General features: G+C 33.4%; 16 protein-coding genes. 7 read left to right on the forward strand and 9 right to left on the reverse strand.

Annotated features, from left to right (window positions below):
* Nucleotides 1-338: hypothetical protein (locus tag AB8B65_RS20835; RefSeq protein WP_405303206.1), on the forward strand; the 338-nt coding region annotated here is incomplete at its 5' end.
* A 105-nt stretch (nt 339-443) separates the two neighbouring features.
* Complete coding sequence (locus AB8B65_RS20840; protein ID WP_405303207.1) at nt 444-569, forward strand: hypothetical protein; 126 nt, start codon at nt 444-446, stop codon at nt 567-569.
* 92 nt (nt 570-661) lie between these two features.
* Here AB8B65_RS20840 and AB8B65_RS20845 read toward each other — a convergent pair whose 3' ends face one another.
* From AB8B65_RS20845 to AB8B65_RS20865, 5 genes are all read right to left on the reverse strand, one after another.
* Nucleotides 662-802, reverse strand: a complete 141-nt coding sequence (locus AB8B65_RS20845) for a hypothetical protein (protein WP_405303208.1) — start codon at nt 800-802, stop codon at nt 662-664.
* Between the two features lie 205 nt (nt 803-1,007).
* Nucleotides 1,008-1,448, reverse strand: a complete 441-nt coding sequence (locus AB8B65_RS20850; protein ID WP_405303209.1) for a phage holin family protein — start codon at nt 1,446-1,448, stop codon at nt 1,008-1,010.
* Nucleotides 1,435-1,869 carry a TIGR02594 family protein gene (locus AB8B65_RS20855; protein ID WP_405303210.1) on the reverse strand — a complete coding sequence of 145 codons (435 nt, stop codon included), beginning with the start codon at nt 1,867-1,869 and terminating at the stop codon, nt 1,435-1,437. Before AB8B65_RS20855 ends, AB8B65_RS20850 begins: the two co-directional genes overlap by 14 nt.
* 471 nt (nt 1,870-2,340) lie before the next feature.
* Entirely contained in the window at nt 2,341-3,006 is a 666-nt protein-coding gene (locus tag AB8B65_RS20860; RefSeq protein WP_405303211.1) for a phage tail protein, read from the reverse strand.
* A gap of 338 nt (nt 3,007-3,344) precedes the next feature.
* Nucleotides 3,345-3,500, reverse strand: a complete 156-nt coding sequence (locus AB8B65_RS20865) for a hypothetical protein (RefSeq protein ID WP_405303212.1) — start codon at nt 3,498-3,500, stop codon at nt 3,345-3,347.
* A 273-nt stretch (nt 3,501-3,773) separates the two neighbouring features.
* On the opposite strand from AB8B65_RS20865, the gene AB8B65_RS20870 reads away from it, so the two are divergent.
* Nucleotides 3,774-4,577 (forward strand): S24 family peptidase, encoded by an 804-nt coding sequence (locus AB8B65_RS20870; protein WP_405303213.1) that lies wholly within the window; start codon nt 3,774-3,776, stop codon nt 4,575-4,577.
* Nucleotides 4,578-4,642: 65 nt separating this feature from the next.
* Nucleotides 4,643-5,797, forward strand: coding sequence for a virulence RhuM family protein (locus AB8B65_RS20875; protein WP_405303214.1), 1,155 nt, complete (start codon nt 4,643-4,645; stop codon nt 5,795-5,797).
* A gap of 139 nt (nt 5,798-5,936) precedes the next feature.
* Here AB8B65_RS20875 and AB8B65_RS20880 read toward each other — a convergent pair whose 3' ends face one another.
* The 3 genes from AB8B65_RS20880 to AB8B65_RS20890 all read right to left on the reverse strand — a co-directional run bounded on the left by AB8B65_RS20880 (nt 5,937) and on the right by AB8B65_RS20890 (nt 10,402).
* Complete coding sequence (locus tag AB8B65_RS20880) at nt 5,937-7,775, reverse strand: M1 family metallopeptidase (protein ID WP_405303215.1); 1,839 nt, start codon at nt 7,773-7,775, stop codon at nt 5,937-5,939.
* Nucleotides 7,776-7,892: 117 nt separating this feature from the next.
* Complete coding sequence (locus AB8B65_RS20885; RefSeq protein WP_405303216.1) at nt 7,893-9,515, reverse strand: S8 family peptidase; 1,623 nt, start codon at nt 9,513-9,515, stop codon at nt 7,893-7,895.
* A 29-nt stretch (nt 9,516-9,544) separates the two neighbouring features.
* Nucleotides 9,545-10,402 (reverse strand): MBL fold metallo-hydrolase, encoded by an 858-nt coding sequence (locus AB8B65_RS20890; protein ID WP_405303217.1) that lies wholly within the window; start codon nt 10,400-10,402, stop codon nt 9,545-9,547.
* Between the two features lie 592 nt (nt 10,403-10,994).
* Here AB8B65_RS20890 and AB8B65_RS20895 point away from each other — a divergent pair.
* Together AB8B65_RS20895 and AB8B65_RS20900 are read left to right on the forward strand one after the other, a co-directional pair.
* Entirely contained in the window at nt 10,995-13,412 is a 2,418-nt protein-coding gene (locus AB8B65_RS20895) for a helix-turn-helix domain-containing protein (protein ID WP_405303218.1), read from the forward strand.
* Between the two features lie 69 nt (nt 13,413-13,481).
* Nucleotides 13,482-15,332: a cation:proton antiporter gene (locus AB8B65_RS20900; RefSeq protein WP_405303219.1), complete on the forward strand. Its 1,851-nt coding sequence runs from the start codon at nt 13,482-13,484 to the stop codon at nt 15,330-15,332.
* A 528-nt stretch (nt 15,333-15,860) separates the two neighbouring features.
* Here the strand turns inward: AB8B65_RS20900 and lepA are convergent.
* Nucleotides 15,861-17,657: a translation elongation factor 4 gene (gene lepA, locus AB8B65_RS20905; RefSeq protein WP_405303220.1), complete on the reverse strand. Its 1,797-nt coding sequence runs from the start codon at nt 17,655-17,657 to the stop codon at nt 15,861-15,863.
* Between the two features lie 157 nt (nt 17,658-17,814).
* Here lepA and AB8B65_RS20910 point away from each other — a divergent pair.
* The coding region (locus AB8B65_RS20910) for an outer membrane beta-barrel protein (protein ID WP_405303221.1) at nt 17,815-19,434 on the forward strand (1,620 nt) is incomplete at its 3' end.

Here is a 19,434-nt window from a genome sequence, read left to right on the forward strand (position 1 = left end):
TTACTATCTTTATTGTACACAGACCACAAATGAAGAAAGTTAACTTAGAGCGATATTTTAAATTATTTACCAATGAAGAATCCGAACGTTTCTTTGATAATGCTTTAAAAAAACAACACATAACGTTTGTAAAAAGAGAAATTCCAGATTCAAAGTTTTCTGAATATTTTTTTAATAAATATGATATTCCACTTGTTGATACCATTAACGATCAATTGAAAGAAAAAGAATTAGAAGAAACCGTAAAGTTGACTAGTAGATATAAGCCTTCTGCCTTAGAACTTCTTATGATGTTAGTTTTGATTGGAGTTGTTATAACTTTTATAATGTTATTATAAAAACCTTTTAAAACTGATTTATATCATAGGTTTTATCATGCTATAATTCTTAATTTTGAGTATGCTAAAAATCAATAATGTATGATACTTTCAAATCAAATATTTTTGAACACATTACTTTTATCACAAACAAAAGAAGAAGATTATTTTTTAGGAGCTGCCTTAATAGCAATGACAGTTATTATTATTGCTTTTTTAATTACTTGGTCAAGATCCAAAAAAAATAAGTAATGCCAAATACTGTTTAAAATGATCGTTTTAAATTTTAATTGGTAAAGAACAGATAAGTTTTACATCGTAATAGTGTCACAAAATTTAGTTTACTAAATTGTATTTTCTAACATAGCAACTGTTGGTTGTGGATTTATGTCATTTTCACATGCTTTTAGAAGTGTATTGCACCATAACAAAACAATGATAATAATGAGTAGTATTCGATCTGTGGATATTTTTATTGTTTTCATAATAATTAGAGATAAAAAATGGCTGTCTGAAAAGTATTAGGAAGCGTCATTCTGAACTTGATTCAGAATCTCATTATCTTGATTTCCAAGGATTTTGGGAAACCGACTCAGGTTCGGTTTGACGAAAATTTAACTTTTTAGACAGCCTCTTTTAGTAGTAATTGGTTTGTATAGTAGGCTTACTTAAAGGTTTTTACTGTTGGTTTTACTTTTTTTCAGTTTTATGTTCTTGCTCTTTGTCATTTACAAGAATGTCAATGGTTTCTTCTAAATTTTTAAGGGACTTTTTTTTATTTAATTTGACTAATACTTTAAAAGGATTAATACCATATATTTTATTGAAATTTTCTAAAATAGATTTAATTTCTGCTATAGCAATAAACCCTGTAATGATGCGTTGAAAAGGAATTTCCTCAACAATATATTTTTCTAATAAAAAGGCTGATAATACGACCAAATTATAAATAAAAAATTTAGAAATCGTATGTGTGATGCGTTCACTACTTATTGGAGTTTTATTTTTAAAAGAAGCATAAGCTCCAGTAATAAAATCTACAACAATTAGAAAAGCAATGGTTAACATTATGGAGGTTATTGGAGCTATTAATGCTAATAACCAAAACAGATATGGTTTAACTTTCTCCATGCCCAAATAATTTTCTATAATCTAAAATTCTGTTTTTTGGGTAGGCTTTTATAGAAACTCTATTGTTTTGGTTTCCGCCCAAAATGTAGACATATCGTTTGGTTTGTTTTACAAAAAAACCTACATGTCCTTTCCAGCTATTTGGAGCATCGCGCCATAATATGACTACATCTCCTTGTGCTGGCACAGCTGTTGATTCGCCAACATTTAGCCAGCTTCTTGCGTTTAGTTTTCCACTATATGTGTAATTTTCAGTTTTAGCAACCCAGTTTACAAATGCGCTACACCAGGCAGTTTCGTCATGTAATTTAGTACCGTTGTATCCTAATACATCAAAGTATTTAATAATTTGAGGATTATCTACTTTGCCATCAACTTCTGTTACACCATATTGGGATAATGCTTTTTGAATTAAGCTCATAGTTTTAATTTTTATTTGATTAAGCGATACATACTATTTGTGATCTGAAAAATAACTGCACATACAGTTAACTCCTTGCAGCTATAAGTACTAGCGCATGATTTATATATCCATGAATATGTTGGAATTTAATTTGAGAATAAAAAAACTTAAATTTGATGCAACGCTATTTATATATATTTTCTTAACCAGAATGAAGGTTTGCATGCGTATTAAGATTCTTCTCAACAGTGTTTTTTTAAATACGAATCGTACAAAATGATGTACAGTTCATTAGAAAAGCGAGTACAAATATAAAACATATTACAATATAAAACAAACATATTACAATAAAATTATGTTATTTTCTGTTTTTTGTTTGAATCACTATTTTTGAGTGAATAAATAGATGTTTTATCTAAATAAGAAGAAAATAAAATCCCTTAGAAAAAGGGATTTTAGGAATGTATAGTCTTAATTAATTTCTATGATTTAACTCGCTAAGGGATCAATTCCTTCCAAAGCAATAATTGCATTTACAACCAAATATGGTTGCATATTATTCACAGGAGTTGCATTTCCGGTAGCAGCTGTATTTCCAGAAAGTATGACGTTTCCATTAATTTGTACATTGTCTGCGGCCATTAATGTATTATCAATAGAAGAATCGCTATAGTTTTTTTCTATTCCAGAGCAAAAATTATTGCCTTCAGCTTCATCCGAAAACCCTTCGTCTACTGATGCTTTTACAGTTCCTGTTAAAGAGTGTGAAGCAGCTAAATTACCAATCCCGTGACTGTGAGAAGGCAATTGACTTTCTGTGAGTGTATTTTCTGCTTCGCCACCAATTTGACCAACTGTAAAGTTAGAACTGTTATGAATCATCGTTCTGTCTTGTAAATTTGGTAAAGCAAAAGTTGTGGTACCATTGCCGCCATAGGTAGTTCCAATTAGATTAAACAATACTTCATAGTCTGAAATATTTAATAACTGTCCATCGCATTTTGCCCATCCAGTAGGAATAGCAGTAAAACTTACTGTTTTGATTTCTCCAATCATTGGCATTGCTAGACTGTCTATTAAATTTGCAAATTGACTTTCTGTAGGTCTGTCTCCTGTTTCAAAATATGTTTTTAGTGTTTGTATGGATTGTTTCATGATAAAAGGTGTTATAGTTATAAAAACGAAGTATATTACTTTCAATTTACAAACAAATTAAAGAATAAACCTACAAAATTGTTTTTTAACATCATTGATACTATGCTTTGTATTGTAAATTAACTACTAATTAAAAAAATCCCTTACGAAGAAGGGATTTTTTGAATACGTATTGCAACTATGATATTTAAAATAACCCTAAGACTTTATTTTTCATATAACAATAACGGTATTCACTGCAAGATGCATTCGTGTTTTTTGAAGAAGAAAACTCCTTTACTCAATGAAAGGAGCTTTCCAGATATACATATTTTAACGAGCGTTGAGTGACTAGCTAGTTACTGTTTTAAAATATTATATATCGTCTTTTCTGAAATGAACAATTTATCAACCAATTCGTTGATGATTACTTTCATTTGTTTTGCAGAATTATCTTCTACATAGTTGTGAATGAATTTTTTTCTTTTGTTTAATAGCTCTTTACTTCGTTTCATGGTCGCTGTATTACAAGGTGTTATTATCTACTTTATCTTTTTTAAAATCGTATGTGACATTTACTGTCCAAATACGTAACCGTCAGTCTATATTTTGTCGCTTTTTATGTATTTATGAAGAATAAAATCGATATTTATATTCACAAATGTTTGATTTTCAATAAAAATTCATATATTAGCAACAAATTACAGTACAAATATAAACAAATTACAGATTATTTCAAACATAAAACAGAAATATTTTGTAAAATGTTTAAATTATTTAGAGAGATTATGGAAGGAATACATGAAAAAATAAAACAGATCATTGATCATTTTCGCCTGAATAATAATTCTTTTTCCAAACGAATCGGCGTGACTAGCACAACTATAGACAGTATTACGAATGGTAGACCACAGTCCGATGGATCAAGGAAAAGAACAAAACCAGGCTACGATCTATTAACAAGTATTATTAAAGAATTTGATATAAATCCCGATTATCTATTTGGTATGAACTCACAGATGTTTAAATCTGAAACAAAAGAGTTTCAAACATATGCTGGAATACCTCAAGTAGTTGCCGTAAATCAAGATGGTGAAGAAAATGTTGTATATGTTCCTATAAAAGCCAGAGCTGGTTATTTAGATGGTTATGGCGACGCAGGTTATATAGAAACCTTGCCTTCGTTTAGTATGCCACATTTAACAAACGGGACATATCGTTGCTTTGAAGTACAAGGAAATTCAATGGTACGTACATTTTTTGATGGCGATTTGGTTTTTGGAAAGTACGTAGAAGACCTAAACGACGTAAAAGATGGCCGTGTATATGTTATAGTGAGTCGTAATGACGGAATTGTACTGAAACGTGTTATTAATAGAATAGAAGAGCGCGGAAAGCTTATTTTAAAGTCCGATAATAAAGATGGAAACTATCCTACATATACAATCAATGCAGAGGAAATAATGGAAGTTTGGTATGTAACGATGTTTGCTTCTAAACAAATGCCAGAACCTGTAGATGTCTACGATAGGCTACACGATTTGGAAAGTAAGATTGTACTATTAGAAAACGCACTCCGACAGAAAAATTAGAATCTGAGCGTTTTAATTTACTTTTTTAAAATATTGAAGACAGAATAACGTATAAAGAATTGATAATGGGTAATTTAGAAGAACAAAAAAACTTTCTTTTCTATTCAACTTCCGAAGGAACGATAAACATTCAGGTAATTTTAGACGATGATACTGTTTGGCTTACTCAAGCGAGTATGGCGGAAATATTTGACACAACAAAACAGAATATAAGTTTACATCTAAGTAATATTTATAAAGAAGGAGAATTAAATAAATTCGCAACTGTCAAGATTTCCTTGACAGTTCGAAAAGAGGGAAACAGAAATGTTCAAAGAAATATAGAATTTTACAACTTAGATGCTATTATATCAGTAGGTTATCGAGTTAATTCTTCTAAAGCGACAACATTTAGAGTTTGGGCTACCTCAATACTAAAAGAATATCTAATCAAAGGGTTTGCTTTAGATGATGATAGGCTAAAGCAAGGAAAAACCTTATTCGATAAAGATTATTTTGATGAACTCATAGAGCGTATCAGGGAGATACGTGCTTCTGAAAGAAGATTTTATCAAAAAATAACGGATATTTATTCTTTAGCAATAGATTACGATTCCAAAGCAAAAATTACACAAACTTTTTTTGCTACTGTTCAAAACAAGTTAGAGTACGCAATAACGCATCATACAGCATCTGAAATAATAAAGTTAAGAGCTAATTCAAGTCTTCCAAATATGGGTTTAACTAGTTGGAAAAATGAAAAAAAAGGCGGGAAAATTATGAAGTCAGATGTTACAATCGCTAAGAATTATTTGAAACAAGAAGAAATATCTGAGCTAAATATACTTGTTACAATGTTATTGGATTTTGCAGAGCTTCAAGCTAAAAGAAACAATGGTATGACAATGAAAGATTGGGTACATAAACTTGATGCATTTATCAAATTCAATGATTATGATTTATTAAATGACAAAGGAAGTGTTAGGGCTTATGTAGCAAAAGCATTTGCAGAACAGGAGTATATTAAATTTAGAATTGTTCAAGATGTTGAACACAAATCTGATTTTGATAAATTGGTGGAAAAAACAAAAAAAGGAGAAGTTCCACCACCACCTATAGTGAATAAAAGAATTGACTTGTCAGGTTTTGATCCAAATAAAGAAAAACGTGTATCTGCCTTGAGTATAAGTAGTATTAAAAAACGAAAAGAACATAAAAATAAGAAAGGTGACAATAAATAATGTAAATATATATAATAGATTACGATTACTCGATTATCGAGATTTATAATGCTCTGAAGCTTACCCAGTGAGGTAGCTACTAAAAAAGCGAGAGCATATACTAATGATCTCGCTTTTTTAGTTGTAAAAGTTGCGCCGATTATTGTCGCGCAACGTTATTTTCTCTATTGACATCCGCCATTAATTCAGATGGATCAATCTCTACACTTTTTACCGTTTTGCTTGTTTCCAACGTATAAGTTGGATATGCCCAAGCCCAATCTGCTTTTTTAGTAGCGGTAGATGGTTTTTCGCCACGCATCATACGCAACGGAATGTAAAAGTTTTCACTAGAACCATCGGCATAATTTACAGTGATATCTATAGGCATTGGCATTAATCCAATACGCTCCAAAATAACCTTATTTCCCTTGATTTCTTTTACTCCGTAATCAATTTTATTGGTAGTTTGTGCCCAATCCGTTAAATACCAATCTAAATGAATTCCTGATACTTTTTCAGCAGTTCTTTTGATATCGTTTGGTGTTGGATGCTTAAATTTGAAATCGTCAAAGTACTTTCTAAGCGTTTTTTCTACGTTTTCTTTACCAATCACATATTCCAATTGCGCCAAGAAAATAGCTCCTTTGCTATATGCAGAAGCTCCATAAGCTCCATTATATTCATAACGATCTGCATGTGTAGTAAGCGGTTGTTCTTTTCCAGATTTTACTAATCTAAAATATGAACTGTACGAACCTTTGTGTGGATTTTCGCGATTCGCATCCATAATATGATTCATACAACGGTTAGAAATGTACGTTGTAAATCCTTCGTCCATCCATTCGTGTTTTGATTCGTTGGTAGCCAACAAAAACTGAAACCAAGTATGCGCCAATTCATGTGCAGTTACTCCAATAAGACTATTTAACGGTCTTTTTCCTGTAATTAAAGTACACATTGCATATTCCATTCCGCCGTCTCCACCTTGTATTACTGAATATTGTTTGTACGGATATTGTCCAACATATTCATTAAAATACACAAGCATTTCAGCAGTTTTATACTGTAACTCTTTCCAGTTTTCTTTAATTTTAGGATCGTTTTTATACAAAAAGTGTAAGGTAACACCATTTGCTGCTTTGTGTGTGTCGTGAACATAATCAGGGTCGGAAGCCCAAGTAAAGTCATGCACATTTGGCGCTTTAAAATGCCACGTAAGTTTGTCTCCAGCAGGTCTTTTTACTGTTCCTGTTTCATAACCGTGTCCAATTTCGTTCGGATTTTGCAAATATCCAGTTCCACCAATAACATAGTCTTTATCAATGGTAATTTTTACATCAAAATCTCCCCAAACACCATGAAACTCTCTTGCAATATATGGAGGCGTATGCCAACCTTCAAAATCGTATTCTGCCATTTTTGGATACCATTGTGTCATTGACAAGGCAACGCCTTCACTATTGTTTCTACCAGAACGACGAATTTGTACAGGAACTTGTCCGTCAAAATTCATATCAAACGTAGTAGAAGCGCCAGGTAAAATAGGTTTTGCCAAGGTAACTTCTAAAATAGTACCTTCTGTAGTATGTGTAAGTTTCTTTCCGTTTTGTGTTAACGAATTCACTTTTATATACCCAATTTCTGAGTCAGAAAGCTTACTAATACGATTCCCAACTCTTCTATCTGGATCAGCAATCGTTCTAGAACGCACATCCATTTCGCTTCCAGGTTGAAACGCATTAAAGTATAAATGATAGTATACTTTATTTAACACATCAGGAGAATTATTAGTGTACACTAACTTTTGCGTTCCTGTATATTGATACGTATCAACATCCATATCTATTTCCATCTCATAATTTACCTTTTGTTGCCAATAGGTTGATGAAGCAGTATACGATGCTTTATTTTTTCCTCCGCTCATTGTTTCTTGTTGCGGTTTGCATGCCACAACTGCCAAAACGAGCAGAATACTTAGTTTGCTAAAAATTTTCATGTTTTCGTATGTATTATTTTTAAATAGTCACATGAAACTTTTATTATTAACAGCAATGAATAGCTGTATTAATAAGCAGGTTTCATCTAGTTATTTTTTAGAATTTATGGTTGATGCTTACAACTTTGCTTTTCCTCTACTAACTTTATCAGCTAAAATAAGCGCGTTGTATGCATTTACTATTTTTCCAGTTTTTGATCCTTGTGAAAATGGCATTGCTCCTTTAGACTGATCTATAACAACATCTCTGTTTACAGGAAGCCCCGACTGCATAATAATTTGCTTTACTTGCGCAGCGGTTAGTTTTGGATATTGTGACATAATTAATGCTGCAACTCCTGCAACTCCTGGCGCAGCCATTGAAGTTCCTCCGATAGATTTGTATTCGTTTTCTGGGAACGTTGAATAAATAGCCGATCCTGGTGCAAAAACATCTACATTGTTTTTACCATAATTTGAATATCCTGCTACCATTTGCGAACCGTATTTGTTCTGTAATGCACCAACTGTTAAAAATGTATCAGATACTTCAGTTCCAGTAGGTGTTTGATCGTTTGGATATACCGCTTTTTCGTCTAAGTTGGTATTTTCGTTTCCAGCTGCTTTGATAACAAGTACATTGTTTTTTCCCGCGTAAGCGATTGCATCACGAACCCATTCGTTGTTTTGAGAAAAATATTTACCAAAACTTCCATTAATAACTTGTGCGCCATTATCAACCGCATAACGAATTGCTAAAGCAACATCTTTATCGTACTCATCACCATTTGGAACCATACGTACTGCCATAATTTCTACGTTATTTGCAACACCATTCATTCCGATTCCATTATTACGCTCAGCAGCAATAATTCCTGCCACGTGTGTTCCATGCGCTTCACTTTTCTTAACATGTTTTACATTTCCGTTTCCATAAATGTTGTCTGTAATATCATACGGATCATCACCAGTAGTTCTTCCGTTAAAATTTGTGTTTAAATTGTAGTTTAAAGTTTCTCCAATAGATTCTAGATTACTTTTTATTTCTTTTTCAGCTTCATCCAAAGTTTCAAATCGTCCACTACTCAAAATACGTTTCGCAATAAAAATATGTTCGCTCATTGATTCATCAGGAGCTGTAATGGCATTGATATCTTTTAAGGTGTAGTTATCTTTTTTAAAGTACTTTTTAAAAGCTGCATTGGCTTGTTTTACACGCGAAGCAATTTGATCCATTTCTGCTTTTCCAGCAACATATTCTTGATATTCAGCATCAATTTCTGCTTTTGCTGCTGCATAATCAGGATGACTTGTTCCTTTTTTTACGATACGTGTTTTTTCTAGGTTTTCATTATACGCATCGCCTAAAAAGTTCCAACCGTGAACATCGTCTACAAAACCGTTGTTATCATCGTCTTTTCCGTTGTTTGCAATTTCCTTTGAATTGGTCCAAATAACATCGTTTAAATCTTCATGATCAATATCAATTCCAGAATCTAAAACGGCTACAATTACTTTCTTTCCCTTTTGTCCTTTAATGATTTCCGCGTACGCTTTGTCAACACTCATTCCAGGAATGGTATCAGCAACTAAATCTTTGTGTCCCCAAGATTTTAACTCTTCTTTTGTGAGTGAACGCTCTTTTAACGGCGTTGCATCAATGTTTGCAATTGGAGTTGATAAAATGGGTGCTGTTGTGCTACCGCAACCTACTAAAATAAGCAGAGATGCAGCAAAAATTGTGGGTTTTATAAGTTTCATTATTCTAAATTATAGTATTAAATGTGGGTTTAAAAAATATCGTTACACGTAAATACTTCATGGAGTCGTACACCTTTTTCAGTGTGTTTTACCGTGATGATTTCGTGGTGTGCATCATGTTCAAGAAAGAGATAAAAATTATTATCTGCTGCCATTTTTAGAAATTTCTCTTTTTCGTCTAAAGTTAACAAAGGTCTTGTGTCATAGCCCATGACGAACGGAATTGGTAAATGGCCTACAGTTGGCAATAAATCTGCCATAAAACAAATGGTTTTTCCTTTGTAATGAATCATTGGAATCATTTGTTTTTCGGTATGACCGTTCGCAAAAAACACATCAAAACCGAGCGCTGATTTTGTTAAAATATCTAGTGTTGGTTGTGCAATGAAGTTGAGGTGACCGCTTTCTTCCATCGGAATGATATTTTCTTTAAGAAAAGAAGCTTTTTCACGTTTGTTAGGAATTGTTGCCCATTGCCAATGGTTTTCATTGCTCCAAAAACGCGCATTTTTAAACGCAGGTTCATAACCTGTACGATCTTTATTCCATTGAATGCTTCCGCCACAATGATCAAAGTGTAAATGCGTCATAAACACATCGGTAATATCGTCTTTGTGAAAACCGTATTTTTTGAGTGATTTTTCAATAGAATCATCGCCCCAAAGGTGATAATAACCGTAAAACTTGTCCGTTTGCTTGTTTCCCATGCCTGTATCGACCAAAATGAGTCGTTCTCCATCTTCAATTAGCAAACAACGTGCGGCAATATCAATCATATTATGAGCATCTGCCGGATTGGTACGTTGCCATAAAGATTTGGGAACTACGCCAAACATGGCGCCACCATCTAATTTAAAGTTTCCAGCAGCAATAGGATACAGCTTCATAAAGGTTATTTCTGATTTTATCTCGCAAATTAACAAAACCGAAGCAAAAATGTGTAATTGTTAAGGTTTTATTAAGAAAACTACAGTAAAAATTAGCTTTTTAAAATCTAAAATTTCTACAGCACATGTTTCAAACGCTTTCCAAAGTCGAAAATGAATTTGATTTCTTTGATGTTTCCCAAACGTTCTTTTCCGAAAATTAACAACGCTTTTTCATCTTCAGCCAATAAATAGAAACGATTGAAAAAATCGGTATGATTATCTATTGGAATGTCCTGAAAACCTGCAAAACCGTATACTTTTTCTAAAAACCCTTCACGATCTAAGGTAAATTCTGGAATAGCTTCTGTCTTGTTCTTTAAATATTAATACATTCGGTTTTACTAAGTTTCTAAAAGAATAAAGAAAAACTTTTTTTGATGATATCATAAGCTCTTCTAGTAAAATGATAATTTTAAAAAAATTTATGAACGTAAGTTCGATACAATTTAATTCTTATATATTTAGCATGCTTTCGAATTTATACCAAACGAAAAATAGCTCAAAAAAACGTATATCATCTATTTTTTACCTTTAAAGCAACCAATGTCTCATGGGAACGAATAAAGAACTAGACTTAGCATTTAATTTTATAGAAAAAACGAATAGAAACTTATTTCTAACCGGGAAAGCTGGTACAGGAAAAACTACTTTTTTACATAAAATAAAAGCGACATCGTTAAAAAGAATGGTGGTTGTAGCGCCAACAGGAGTTGCAGCAATTAATGCAAAAGGAGTTACAATTCACTCGTTTTTTCAGTTGCCTTTTGAACCGTTTATTCCGAATGCTACAGGAAGAAATACGAAAGTACAACGTAAATTTAGCAAAACTAAAATCGATATTATAAAATCGTTAGATCTTGTTATTATTGATGAAATTAGTATGGTACGCGCCGATGTTTTAGATGGAATTAACGAAGTATTGTGTCGCTACAGAAACAATCAGAAACCTTTTGGTGGCGTACAATTGTTGTTAATTGGCGATTTGCAACAACTTTCGCCCGTAGTGCGCCCAAATGAATGGCAGTTATTGAAAGATTATTACCAAACTGCGTACTTTTTTAGCAGTCTGGCGTATCAAAAAGCCGCCATTTTAGCCATTGAATTAAAATATATTTACCGTCAACAAAATCAGGAATTTATTGCGATTCTGAATGAAATTCGCAACAATACACTTTCTACCGCTTCCGCAGAAATTCTAAACAAGCAGTATCAGCCAAAGTTCAATCCAACAAAAGAAGATGGCTACATTACACTTACTACGCATAACAATCGCGCAGATGCCATCAATCAAAAAGAATTAGATAATTTAAAAACACCAAAAAGCGAATATACGGCTAGTATTACTGGTGATTTTAATGAAAAAATATATCCAAATAGTGAAAATTTAGTGCTGAAAGAAGGTGCACAAGTCATGTTTATTAAAAATGATAGTTCGCTCGAAAAACGCTATTACAACGGAAAAATTGGTACGGTAATTCACTTGGAAGAAGATACAATTACGGTAAAATGTTCCGAAGATGATATTATTGAAGCCACTTATGAAACTTGGGAAAACATAAAATACACGCTTAACAAAGAAACCAAGGAAATTTCCAATCATATTGAAGGAACGTATACGCAAATTCCATTGCGATTGGCGTGGGCAATTACCATTCACAAAAGTCAAGGATTAACGTTTGACAAAGCCATTATTGACGCGGAAGCTTCTTTTGCGCACGGACAAACGTATGTTGCGCTGAGTCGCTGTAAAACCTTGGAAGGAATTGTACTAAAAACACCTATAAAGGCGGCGAATATTATTAGCGATACGACTGTGAATAGCTTTACAGAACGATTGGAAGAAAACGAACCTAGCGAAGCCGATTTGAACGCCTCTAAAAAAGCATATCAGCTCGATTTAATGGGCGAAGTATTTGACTATCATCCGTTTTTATATCCTGTAAAACGATTGATTGATATCTATTACAAGAATACAAATACGCTGAGCGGAAATATTCTAAAACCGCTTGAAAGCATTAAAGACAAAGGAATTATCCCTTTATTAAAGATTAACAATTCGTTCAAAAATCAACTGGAATCGTTGGCACAAACTGTGGAAAATCCTGAGGAAGATGCGACCATTGAAACGCGTTTTAAAAAGGCTGTTGCGTATTTTAAAGCGCAAACCAACGAACAAATTGCAACGGTTTTAAGTACGCTTACATTTTCAACGGACAATCAAGCAATCTCCAAAGATTTTGAAAGACAGTTGAAAGATTTGGAAGATAAATTGGCAATTAAAACTAAAATTTTAGAAGCTTTATCGGATAATTTTTCAACAGAAAACTATTTAAAAATACGTGCCAATTCCATCTTAGAAGTTTCGGAAGTAAAAGTGGTAAAACGAGAAATAGCAACGTCTACTTCGCATGAAGAATTGTTTGAAAACTTACGATTATTCAGATCGAGCATTTCGAGTTCGGAAAATATACCGCCATTTCAAGTATTTACACAAAAATCATTATTTGAAATGTGTGAATTGTTGCCAGCAACCGCAAAACAACTGAAAAAAGTACACGGAATGGGCAAAGTGCGTGTGGAAAAATACGGAGAAGAAATTTTAGAAATCATCAATGAATATGCTTCTAAAAACAATCTTTCATCCAAATTGGAAAATGTAGTTGTGAAAGTTGAGAAACAAAATACAAAAGAAACTTCTTTTAATTTTTTTAAAGAAGGTCTTTCAATCGAAGAAATTGCAGAAAAAAGAGCCTTGGCGGCTTCTACAATTTTTGGACATTTAGCACATTATGTCACAGAAGGCGTGTTGGATATTACTGAAATACTATCGGAAGAAAAAGTAACGAAAGGACTCGAAATCATTAAAAAGAGTACGTTTGAAAGCTTAAACGAACTGAAAGAAATTGCAGGCGCTCAGTTTTCGTACAATGAGCTCCGAATTTTGGTAAAATATAGCGAAGCGAAGTAGTTTTTAAAAAAACAGTTTTCTTAACATTATAATTGTTAAATTTACATTTCAACTTAAAAAATTGCGTACATGCTCGAATTAGCGGGAATTATCATTTTAGGAATATTGGCACAATGGGTTGCGTGGAAATTTAAAATTCCAGCAATTTTGCCTTTAATTTTAATTGGTTTATTAGTTGGACCGATTGCCGCAGAATTCTTATCAGAAGATGGCACTAAGTGGATTGAACCTATTTGGGATAACGAAAAACAGAAAGGACTGTTTCCAGGAGAAAGTCTCTTCTACTTTGTATCACTTGCCATTAGTATTATTCTGTTTGAAGGCGGATTGACACTGAAACGTTCCGAAATAAAAAACGTAGGTCCCGTAATTACCAAACTAATAACTTTGGGTTCTGCAATTACCTTTTTTGGAGCAGGGATTGTAGCACATTTCGTATTTGGATTGAGTTGGGATTTATCTTTCTTATTTTCAGGATTGATCATTGTAACAGGACCAACCGTAATTACGCCAATTCTTAGAAACATTCCACTAAAAAAAGATATTTCTACGGTATTAAAATGGGAAGGAATTCTCATTGATCCAATTGGAGCTTTAGTTGCCGTTTTAATGTTTGAATTTATTAGTGTAGGTGGCGATAGCGGATTTACCAAAATAGCTTTGATTGAATTTGGAAAAATTATCTTATTCGGAACAACTTTCGGATTCACTTTTGCACATGCATTAGCGTTTGCGATCAACAAAAAACTAATTCCACATTACTTACTCAATGTAGTGTCCTTATCAGTTGTTTTATTGGTTTTTGTAGAATCGGAAATATTTGCACATGAATCAGGATTATTAGCAGTTGTTGTAATGGGAATGGTGTTAGGAAACGGAAAACTCGAAAACATAAAAGAACTCTTATACTTCAAGGAATCGCTCAGTGTATTGCTAATTTCTATCCTGTTTATTTTGCTTGCCGCGAATATAAACATAGAAGATTTGATGCTGTTATATAACTGGGAAACAGTCGTGTTATTTTTAATTGTCGTGTTTGTCATACGACCGCTAGGTGTGTTTTTGAGTACCACAAAATCAAAGTTAACCACTAACGAAAAACTCTTTATCAGTTGGGTTGGACCGCGAGGAATTGTAGCTGCCGGAATTGCATCTTTATTTGGAAGTAAATTGGTAAAACAAGGTGTTGAAGGCGCTGAATATATTACACCATTGGTATTTATGATTGTCCTTGGAACGGTTTTACTAAACGCAACAACGGCACGTTTATTTGCTAAATTGGTTGGTGTATTTTTGACAAAATCAGAAGGAATTTTGATTGTTGGAGCATCTAAAGTATCACGTTTACTTGGGCATTATCTAAAAACAAACGGACGACATGTTGTACTGATTGATAGCAACCAAAGTAATATTGAAAAAGCACACGAATTAGGCTTAGAAGCCATCAGCACAGATATTTATTCCAATACATTGACCGATAATATTGAATTGAATGATGTTGGTTATTTAATGGCATTGACAGGAAACTCAGACATCAATCAGTTTGCAATTGATAAGTTTGGTGCTGAATTTGGTGAAAATGGTTCATTCCGATTGGTAACACGTGAAGAAATGTTGGATGATACTAACAATCCGCAAGAAGGTTTATTTTCCAACACAGACGATTACAATTCATTAACGGAGGTCACACATAAATATCCTTCTATTCAAGAAATTGACATTAATGATGCATCACATTACAAAGGTTTAATTGAGCTTACAAGCAAGGAAAAATATACCATTCCGCTATTTATTAGAAAAGAAGATGGCGAATTTCATATCATATCTTCGCACCATACAGAATTGGATGAGGTAGGAGAAAACTGGAAATTGGTATACTTAGGAAAACCACTGGATGTAGAAGCTGCGGAGACGAAGTAACGTTCGCTTTGCTCATTGCTTTTACGAACGTCATTTCGAGTGATTTTTTGGAGGGAAACGGAGCAAAATTGTATCGAGAAATACTTTGAAATTTCTCAATTCTCACTACTATTATCTAAGAACTACTTTTACTGTGATGTGAAGCTGAATCAAGTTCAGCTTGACGTGTTTTTTTTGAATACGTTATAAAAAGCAATCTTGATCTTTAAAAATCTAAAAATGTACTTTGAACCTTCTCAATTCTCACTACTAATCTCTCAAAACTCTATATTAGTTTGTTTGTTGGCACGAGTTGAAAACTTGCGCTAGCGTTTGTTAGAAAAATTATATCGAGAACTACTTAGAAGTTTCTCAGTTTTCAATACTACTATCTCAAAACTATTTTTACTTTGATGTGAAGCTGAATCAAGTTCAGCTTGACGCGTGTGCTTCTGAATACGTCATTACAAAAACAAATACGATCTTCAAAAATATAATAGTGTACTTTGAAACATCTAAATTCTCACTACTAATATCTCAATACTCACTCTAATCATTCAATTTCAATACTGCCATAAATGCTTGTTGCGGTATTTCTACATTACCAACTTGACGCATACGCTTCTTCCCTTTTTTCTGCTTTTCTAGTAGTTTACGCTTACGCGAGATATCACCACCGTAACATTTTGCTGTTACATCTTTACGAAGTGCTTTTATTGTTTCACGCGAAATAATTTTTGCACCAATTGCAGCCTGAATCGGAATATCAAATTGTTGTCTTGGAATGAGTTCTTTCAGCTTTTCACACATTTTTTTACCAATGTTATAGGCGTTATCAGCGTGAATTAAGGCAGAAAGTGCATCTACCGTTTGTGAATTCAATAAAATATCGACACGAACTAATTTCGATTTACGCATTCCGATCGGTGAATAGTCAAACGAAGCATATCCTTTAGAAACTGTTTTCAATCTGTCATAAAAATCAAATACAATTTCTGCCAAAGGCATATCAAATGATAACTCAACACGTTCTGTCGTCAAATACGTTTGATTGGTAATTAAACCGCGTTTTTCAATACACAACGACATTACATTTCCAACAAAGTCCGATTTTGTAATAATTGTCGCTTTAATAAACGGTTCTTCTACACGATCTAAACTTGAAGGATCTGGTAAATCAGTTGGGTTATTTACAATAATAACTTCATCCGGATCTTTTCTTGAAAATGCATGGTACGATACGTTAGGAACTGTTGTAATTACAGTCATATTAAACTCACGCTCCAAACGTTCTTGAATAATTTCCATGTGTAACATTCCTAAGAATCCACAACGGAAACCAAAACCTAAAGCGGCCGAACTTTCTGGCGTAAATACCAAAGAAGCATCATTTAATTGTAGTTTTTCCATCGAATTACGAAGTTCTTCATAATCTTCAGTATCAACAGGATAAATTCCTGCAAAAACCATTGGTTTTACATCTTCAAATCCTTCAATAGCGTTGGTAGTTGGCGTTTTTGCATCAGTAATTGTATCACCTACTTTTACTTCGCGTGCATCTTTAATTCCAGTAATTAAATAGCCAACATCACCTGTTTTAATTTCTTTTTTTACAACTTGATTCAACTTTAACGTTCCAACTTCATCAGCGCCGTATTCGTTTCCTGTGGCTACAAACTTGATAAGTTGTCCTTTTTTAATAGAACCATTCATGACTCTAAAATAGGTTTCAACACCGCGAAACGGATTGTATACAGAGTCAAAAATCAACGCTTGTAACGGTTCGTCATACACACCTGTTGGATGTGGAATACGATTAATAACGGCTTCTAAAATATTATCGACACCAAAACCTGTTTTTCCACTTGCGTGAATTACCTCTTCAGGATCGCAGCCTAAAAGGTCTACAATATCGTCGGTTACTTCTTCAGGATTGGCGCTTGGTAAATCTACTTTATTCAATACCGGAATAATTTCCAGATCGTTCTCTAAAGCTAAATATAGATTGGATATTGTTTGTGCTTGAATGCTTTGCGCTGCATCAACAATTAACAAAGCACCTTCGCAAGCAGCGATAGATCGTGATACTTCATACGAGAAATCAACGTGTCCAGGTGTATCAATCAAATTTAAAATATACTCTTGTCCTTCATGCGTATATTCCATTTGAATGGCATGCGATTTAATCGTGATTCCACGTTCACGTTCTAAATCCATACTATCTAATAATTGATCTTGCTTTTCTCGCTCAGTTACAGATCCAGTAAAATCTAACAATCTGTCAGCTAATGTACTTTTTCCGTGATCGATGTGTGCAATAATGCAAAAGTTTCTTATGTGCTTCATTTATCTCTATAACTAATAATTTGCAAATATAGCTTTTTACAAGGTAAATACACGCCTTTTGGGCATAGATACAAAGTTTTTTTAATTATGGGTGTAGCTTTTTTTCTACGTTAAATAAAAATGAATATATTTGCGCTGAATTAACCTAACCATTGCCATGAACCTAAAAATCACAAGCTTCTTTGTGCTTTTTACATTTTTTACCGTATTGGGACAAGAAACCTACCAAGTCTCAGGTAAATTGATTGCTTCCGATTCGGAAACAGCGATCTCTTTTGCCAATGCAGTATTACTTAGAGATGGCGATGTAATTAAAGGAAGTTCTTCAGAAGCATCAGGTACATTTTTAATTGAGAATATTACTTCAGGAACCTACACACTAAATATTAGTTTTTTAGGCTACAAAACATATAGTAAAGATATTGAGGTAACAAGCGACTTAAATTTAGGAACTATTGTGCTTCAAAAAGATATGGAAGCGCTTGATGGAGTTACTATTACAAATAAAAAACCTGTACTGAAACGTGAAGTTGATCGTTTGGTATTCAACATTCAAGGAACAGCACTTACCGAAGATACTACTTGGGAAGTATTACGTAGAACGCCTGGCGTTATTGTTATTAATAATACATTGTCTATTAAAAATAGTACGCCAACGGTATATATTAACGATCGAAAAGTACATTTATCCGCAAGTGAAATTTATCAATTGTTGGAAGGAACGCCGGCAGAAACCGTAAAATCGGTTGAGGTAATTACCAATCCGCCCGCGCGCTATGACGCACAAGGTGGCACAATTTTGAATATTGTGATGACAAAAAACTTAGTAGTTGGTTATCACGGAAGCGTGTATGGAAACTTTACACAAGGAGTTTTTCCGCGTTACAACGGAGGAATCAATCAATTTTACAAGCGTGGGAAGTTCAATATTTTTGGAAATTACAACTATACACATTCAAAAATAAATAGAGATAACGACGAGCGTATTAACTATTTAGATGCTGCAAATACAACTACAGCCATTTGGAATTCGCTTATCAATAGAAATGAACGATCAAATCAGCATAATTTTAATTTGAATGTTGATTATGAATTTGACGAAAAGAATACTTTGAGTTTTTCGGGAAATTTATTGTATTTGCCGTATTGGAAGCGAAATACATCTACGAATTCTGTTGTGGACGATCAAACTGTAGCGAATGAAGATTTTTCGTTGTTGGCTTTAAATACGTACAATCAAGACAAGCATAATTTAGGGTTGAACGTAGATTATGTACATCATTTTGAGAAAGAAGGCGAGAAGCTTTCTGCAAATGTACATTACACAAATTACGACAAAGCAAGTGGTCAACGCGTTTCTACAGATTATACCGTTGTGGCAAATCCTGATTTTTCTACCGCATTTACAACAAACGCAGGACAACGCACCAATATTTTGAGCGGACAAGTTGATTACGAATTACCAATTGATGAAACCATAAATTTTGAAGCAGGAATAAAAGCGGCAAACATAGAAACAAAGAGCAATTTGTGGCAGTTTAATATAGAAAATGGTGTTTCTGTTTTAGATTTGACAAATTCGGATACGTTTCAGTACGACGAATCTATTTTTGCGGGCTATGTTAGTTATGCAAAAAACTGGGAAAAGTGGAGTTTAAAAGTTGGTTTTAGAGGAGAACAAACGGAGATCAAAGGAAATTCACTCAGCACCAATCAAGTGAATACGCAAAATTACTTTAAGCTATTCCCAACGGCATACATAAGTCATAAAGTATCT

The sequence above is a fragment of the Kordia sp. genome (assembly GCF_045105435.1).
In the GTDB taxonomy this organism is placed as follows: Bacteria; Bacteroidota; Bacteroidia; order Flavobacteriales; family Flavobacteriaceae; genus Kordia.

Excerpts from the sequence above, each read along its gene's own strand:
- AB8B65_RS20895 (WP_405303218.1), top strand. The coding sequence starts at position 10,995 with ATGGGAACGAATAAAGAACTAGACTTAGCATTTAATTTTATAGAAAAA.
- AB8B65_RS20880 (WP_405303215.1), bottom strand. The coding sequence starts at position 7,775 with ATGAAAATTTTTAGCAAACTAAGTATTCTGCTCGTTTTGGCAGTTGTG.
- AB8B65_RS20890 (WP_405303217.1), bottom strand. The coding sequence starts at position 10,402 with ATGAAGCTGTATCCTATTGCTGCTGGAAACTTTAAATTAGATGGTGGC.
- AB8B65_RS20855 (WP_405303210.1), bottom strand. The coding sequence starts at position 1,869 with ATGAGCTTAATTCAAAAAGCATTATCCCAATATGGTGTAACAGAAGTT.
- AB8B65_RS20860 (WP_405303211.1), bottom strand. The coding sequence starts at position 3,006 with ATGAAACAATCCATACAAACACTAAAAACATATTTTGAAACAGGAGAC.
- AB8B65_RS20900 (WP_405303219.1), top strand. The coding sequence starts at position 13,482 with ATGCTCGAATTAGCGGGAATTATCATTTTAGGAATATTGGCACAATGG.
- lepA (WP_405303220.1), bottom strand. The coding sequence starts at position 17,657 with ATGAAGCACATAAGAAACTTTTGCATTATTGCACACATCGATCACGGA.
- AB8B65_RS20845 (WP_405303208.1), bottom strand. The coding sequence starts at position 802 with ATGAAAACAATAAAAATATCCACAGATCGAATACTACTCATTATTATC.
- AB8B65_RS20850 (WP_405303209.1), bottom strand. The coding sequence starts at position 1,448 with ATGGAGAAAGTTAAACCATATCTGTTTTGGTTATTAGCATTAATAGCT.
- AB8B65_RS20885 (WP_405303216.1), bottom strand. The coding sequence starts at position 9,515 with ATGAAACTTATAAAACCCACAATTTTTGCTGCATCTCTGCTTATTTTA.
- AB8B65_RS20870 (WP_405303213.1), top strand. The coding sequence starts at position 3,774 with ATGGAAGGAATACATGAAAAAATAAAACAGATCATTGATCATTTTCGC.
- AB8B65_RS20865 (WP_405303212.1), bottom strand. The coding sequence starts at position 3,500 with ATGAAACGAAGTAAAGAGCTATTAAACAAAAGAAAAAAATTCATTCAC.
- AB8B65_RS20875 (WP_405303214.1), top strand. The coding sequence starts at position 4,643 with ATGGGTAATTTAGAAGAACAAAAAAACTTTCTTTTCTATTCAACTTCC.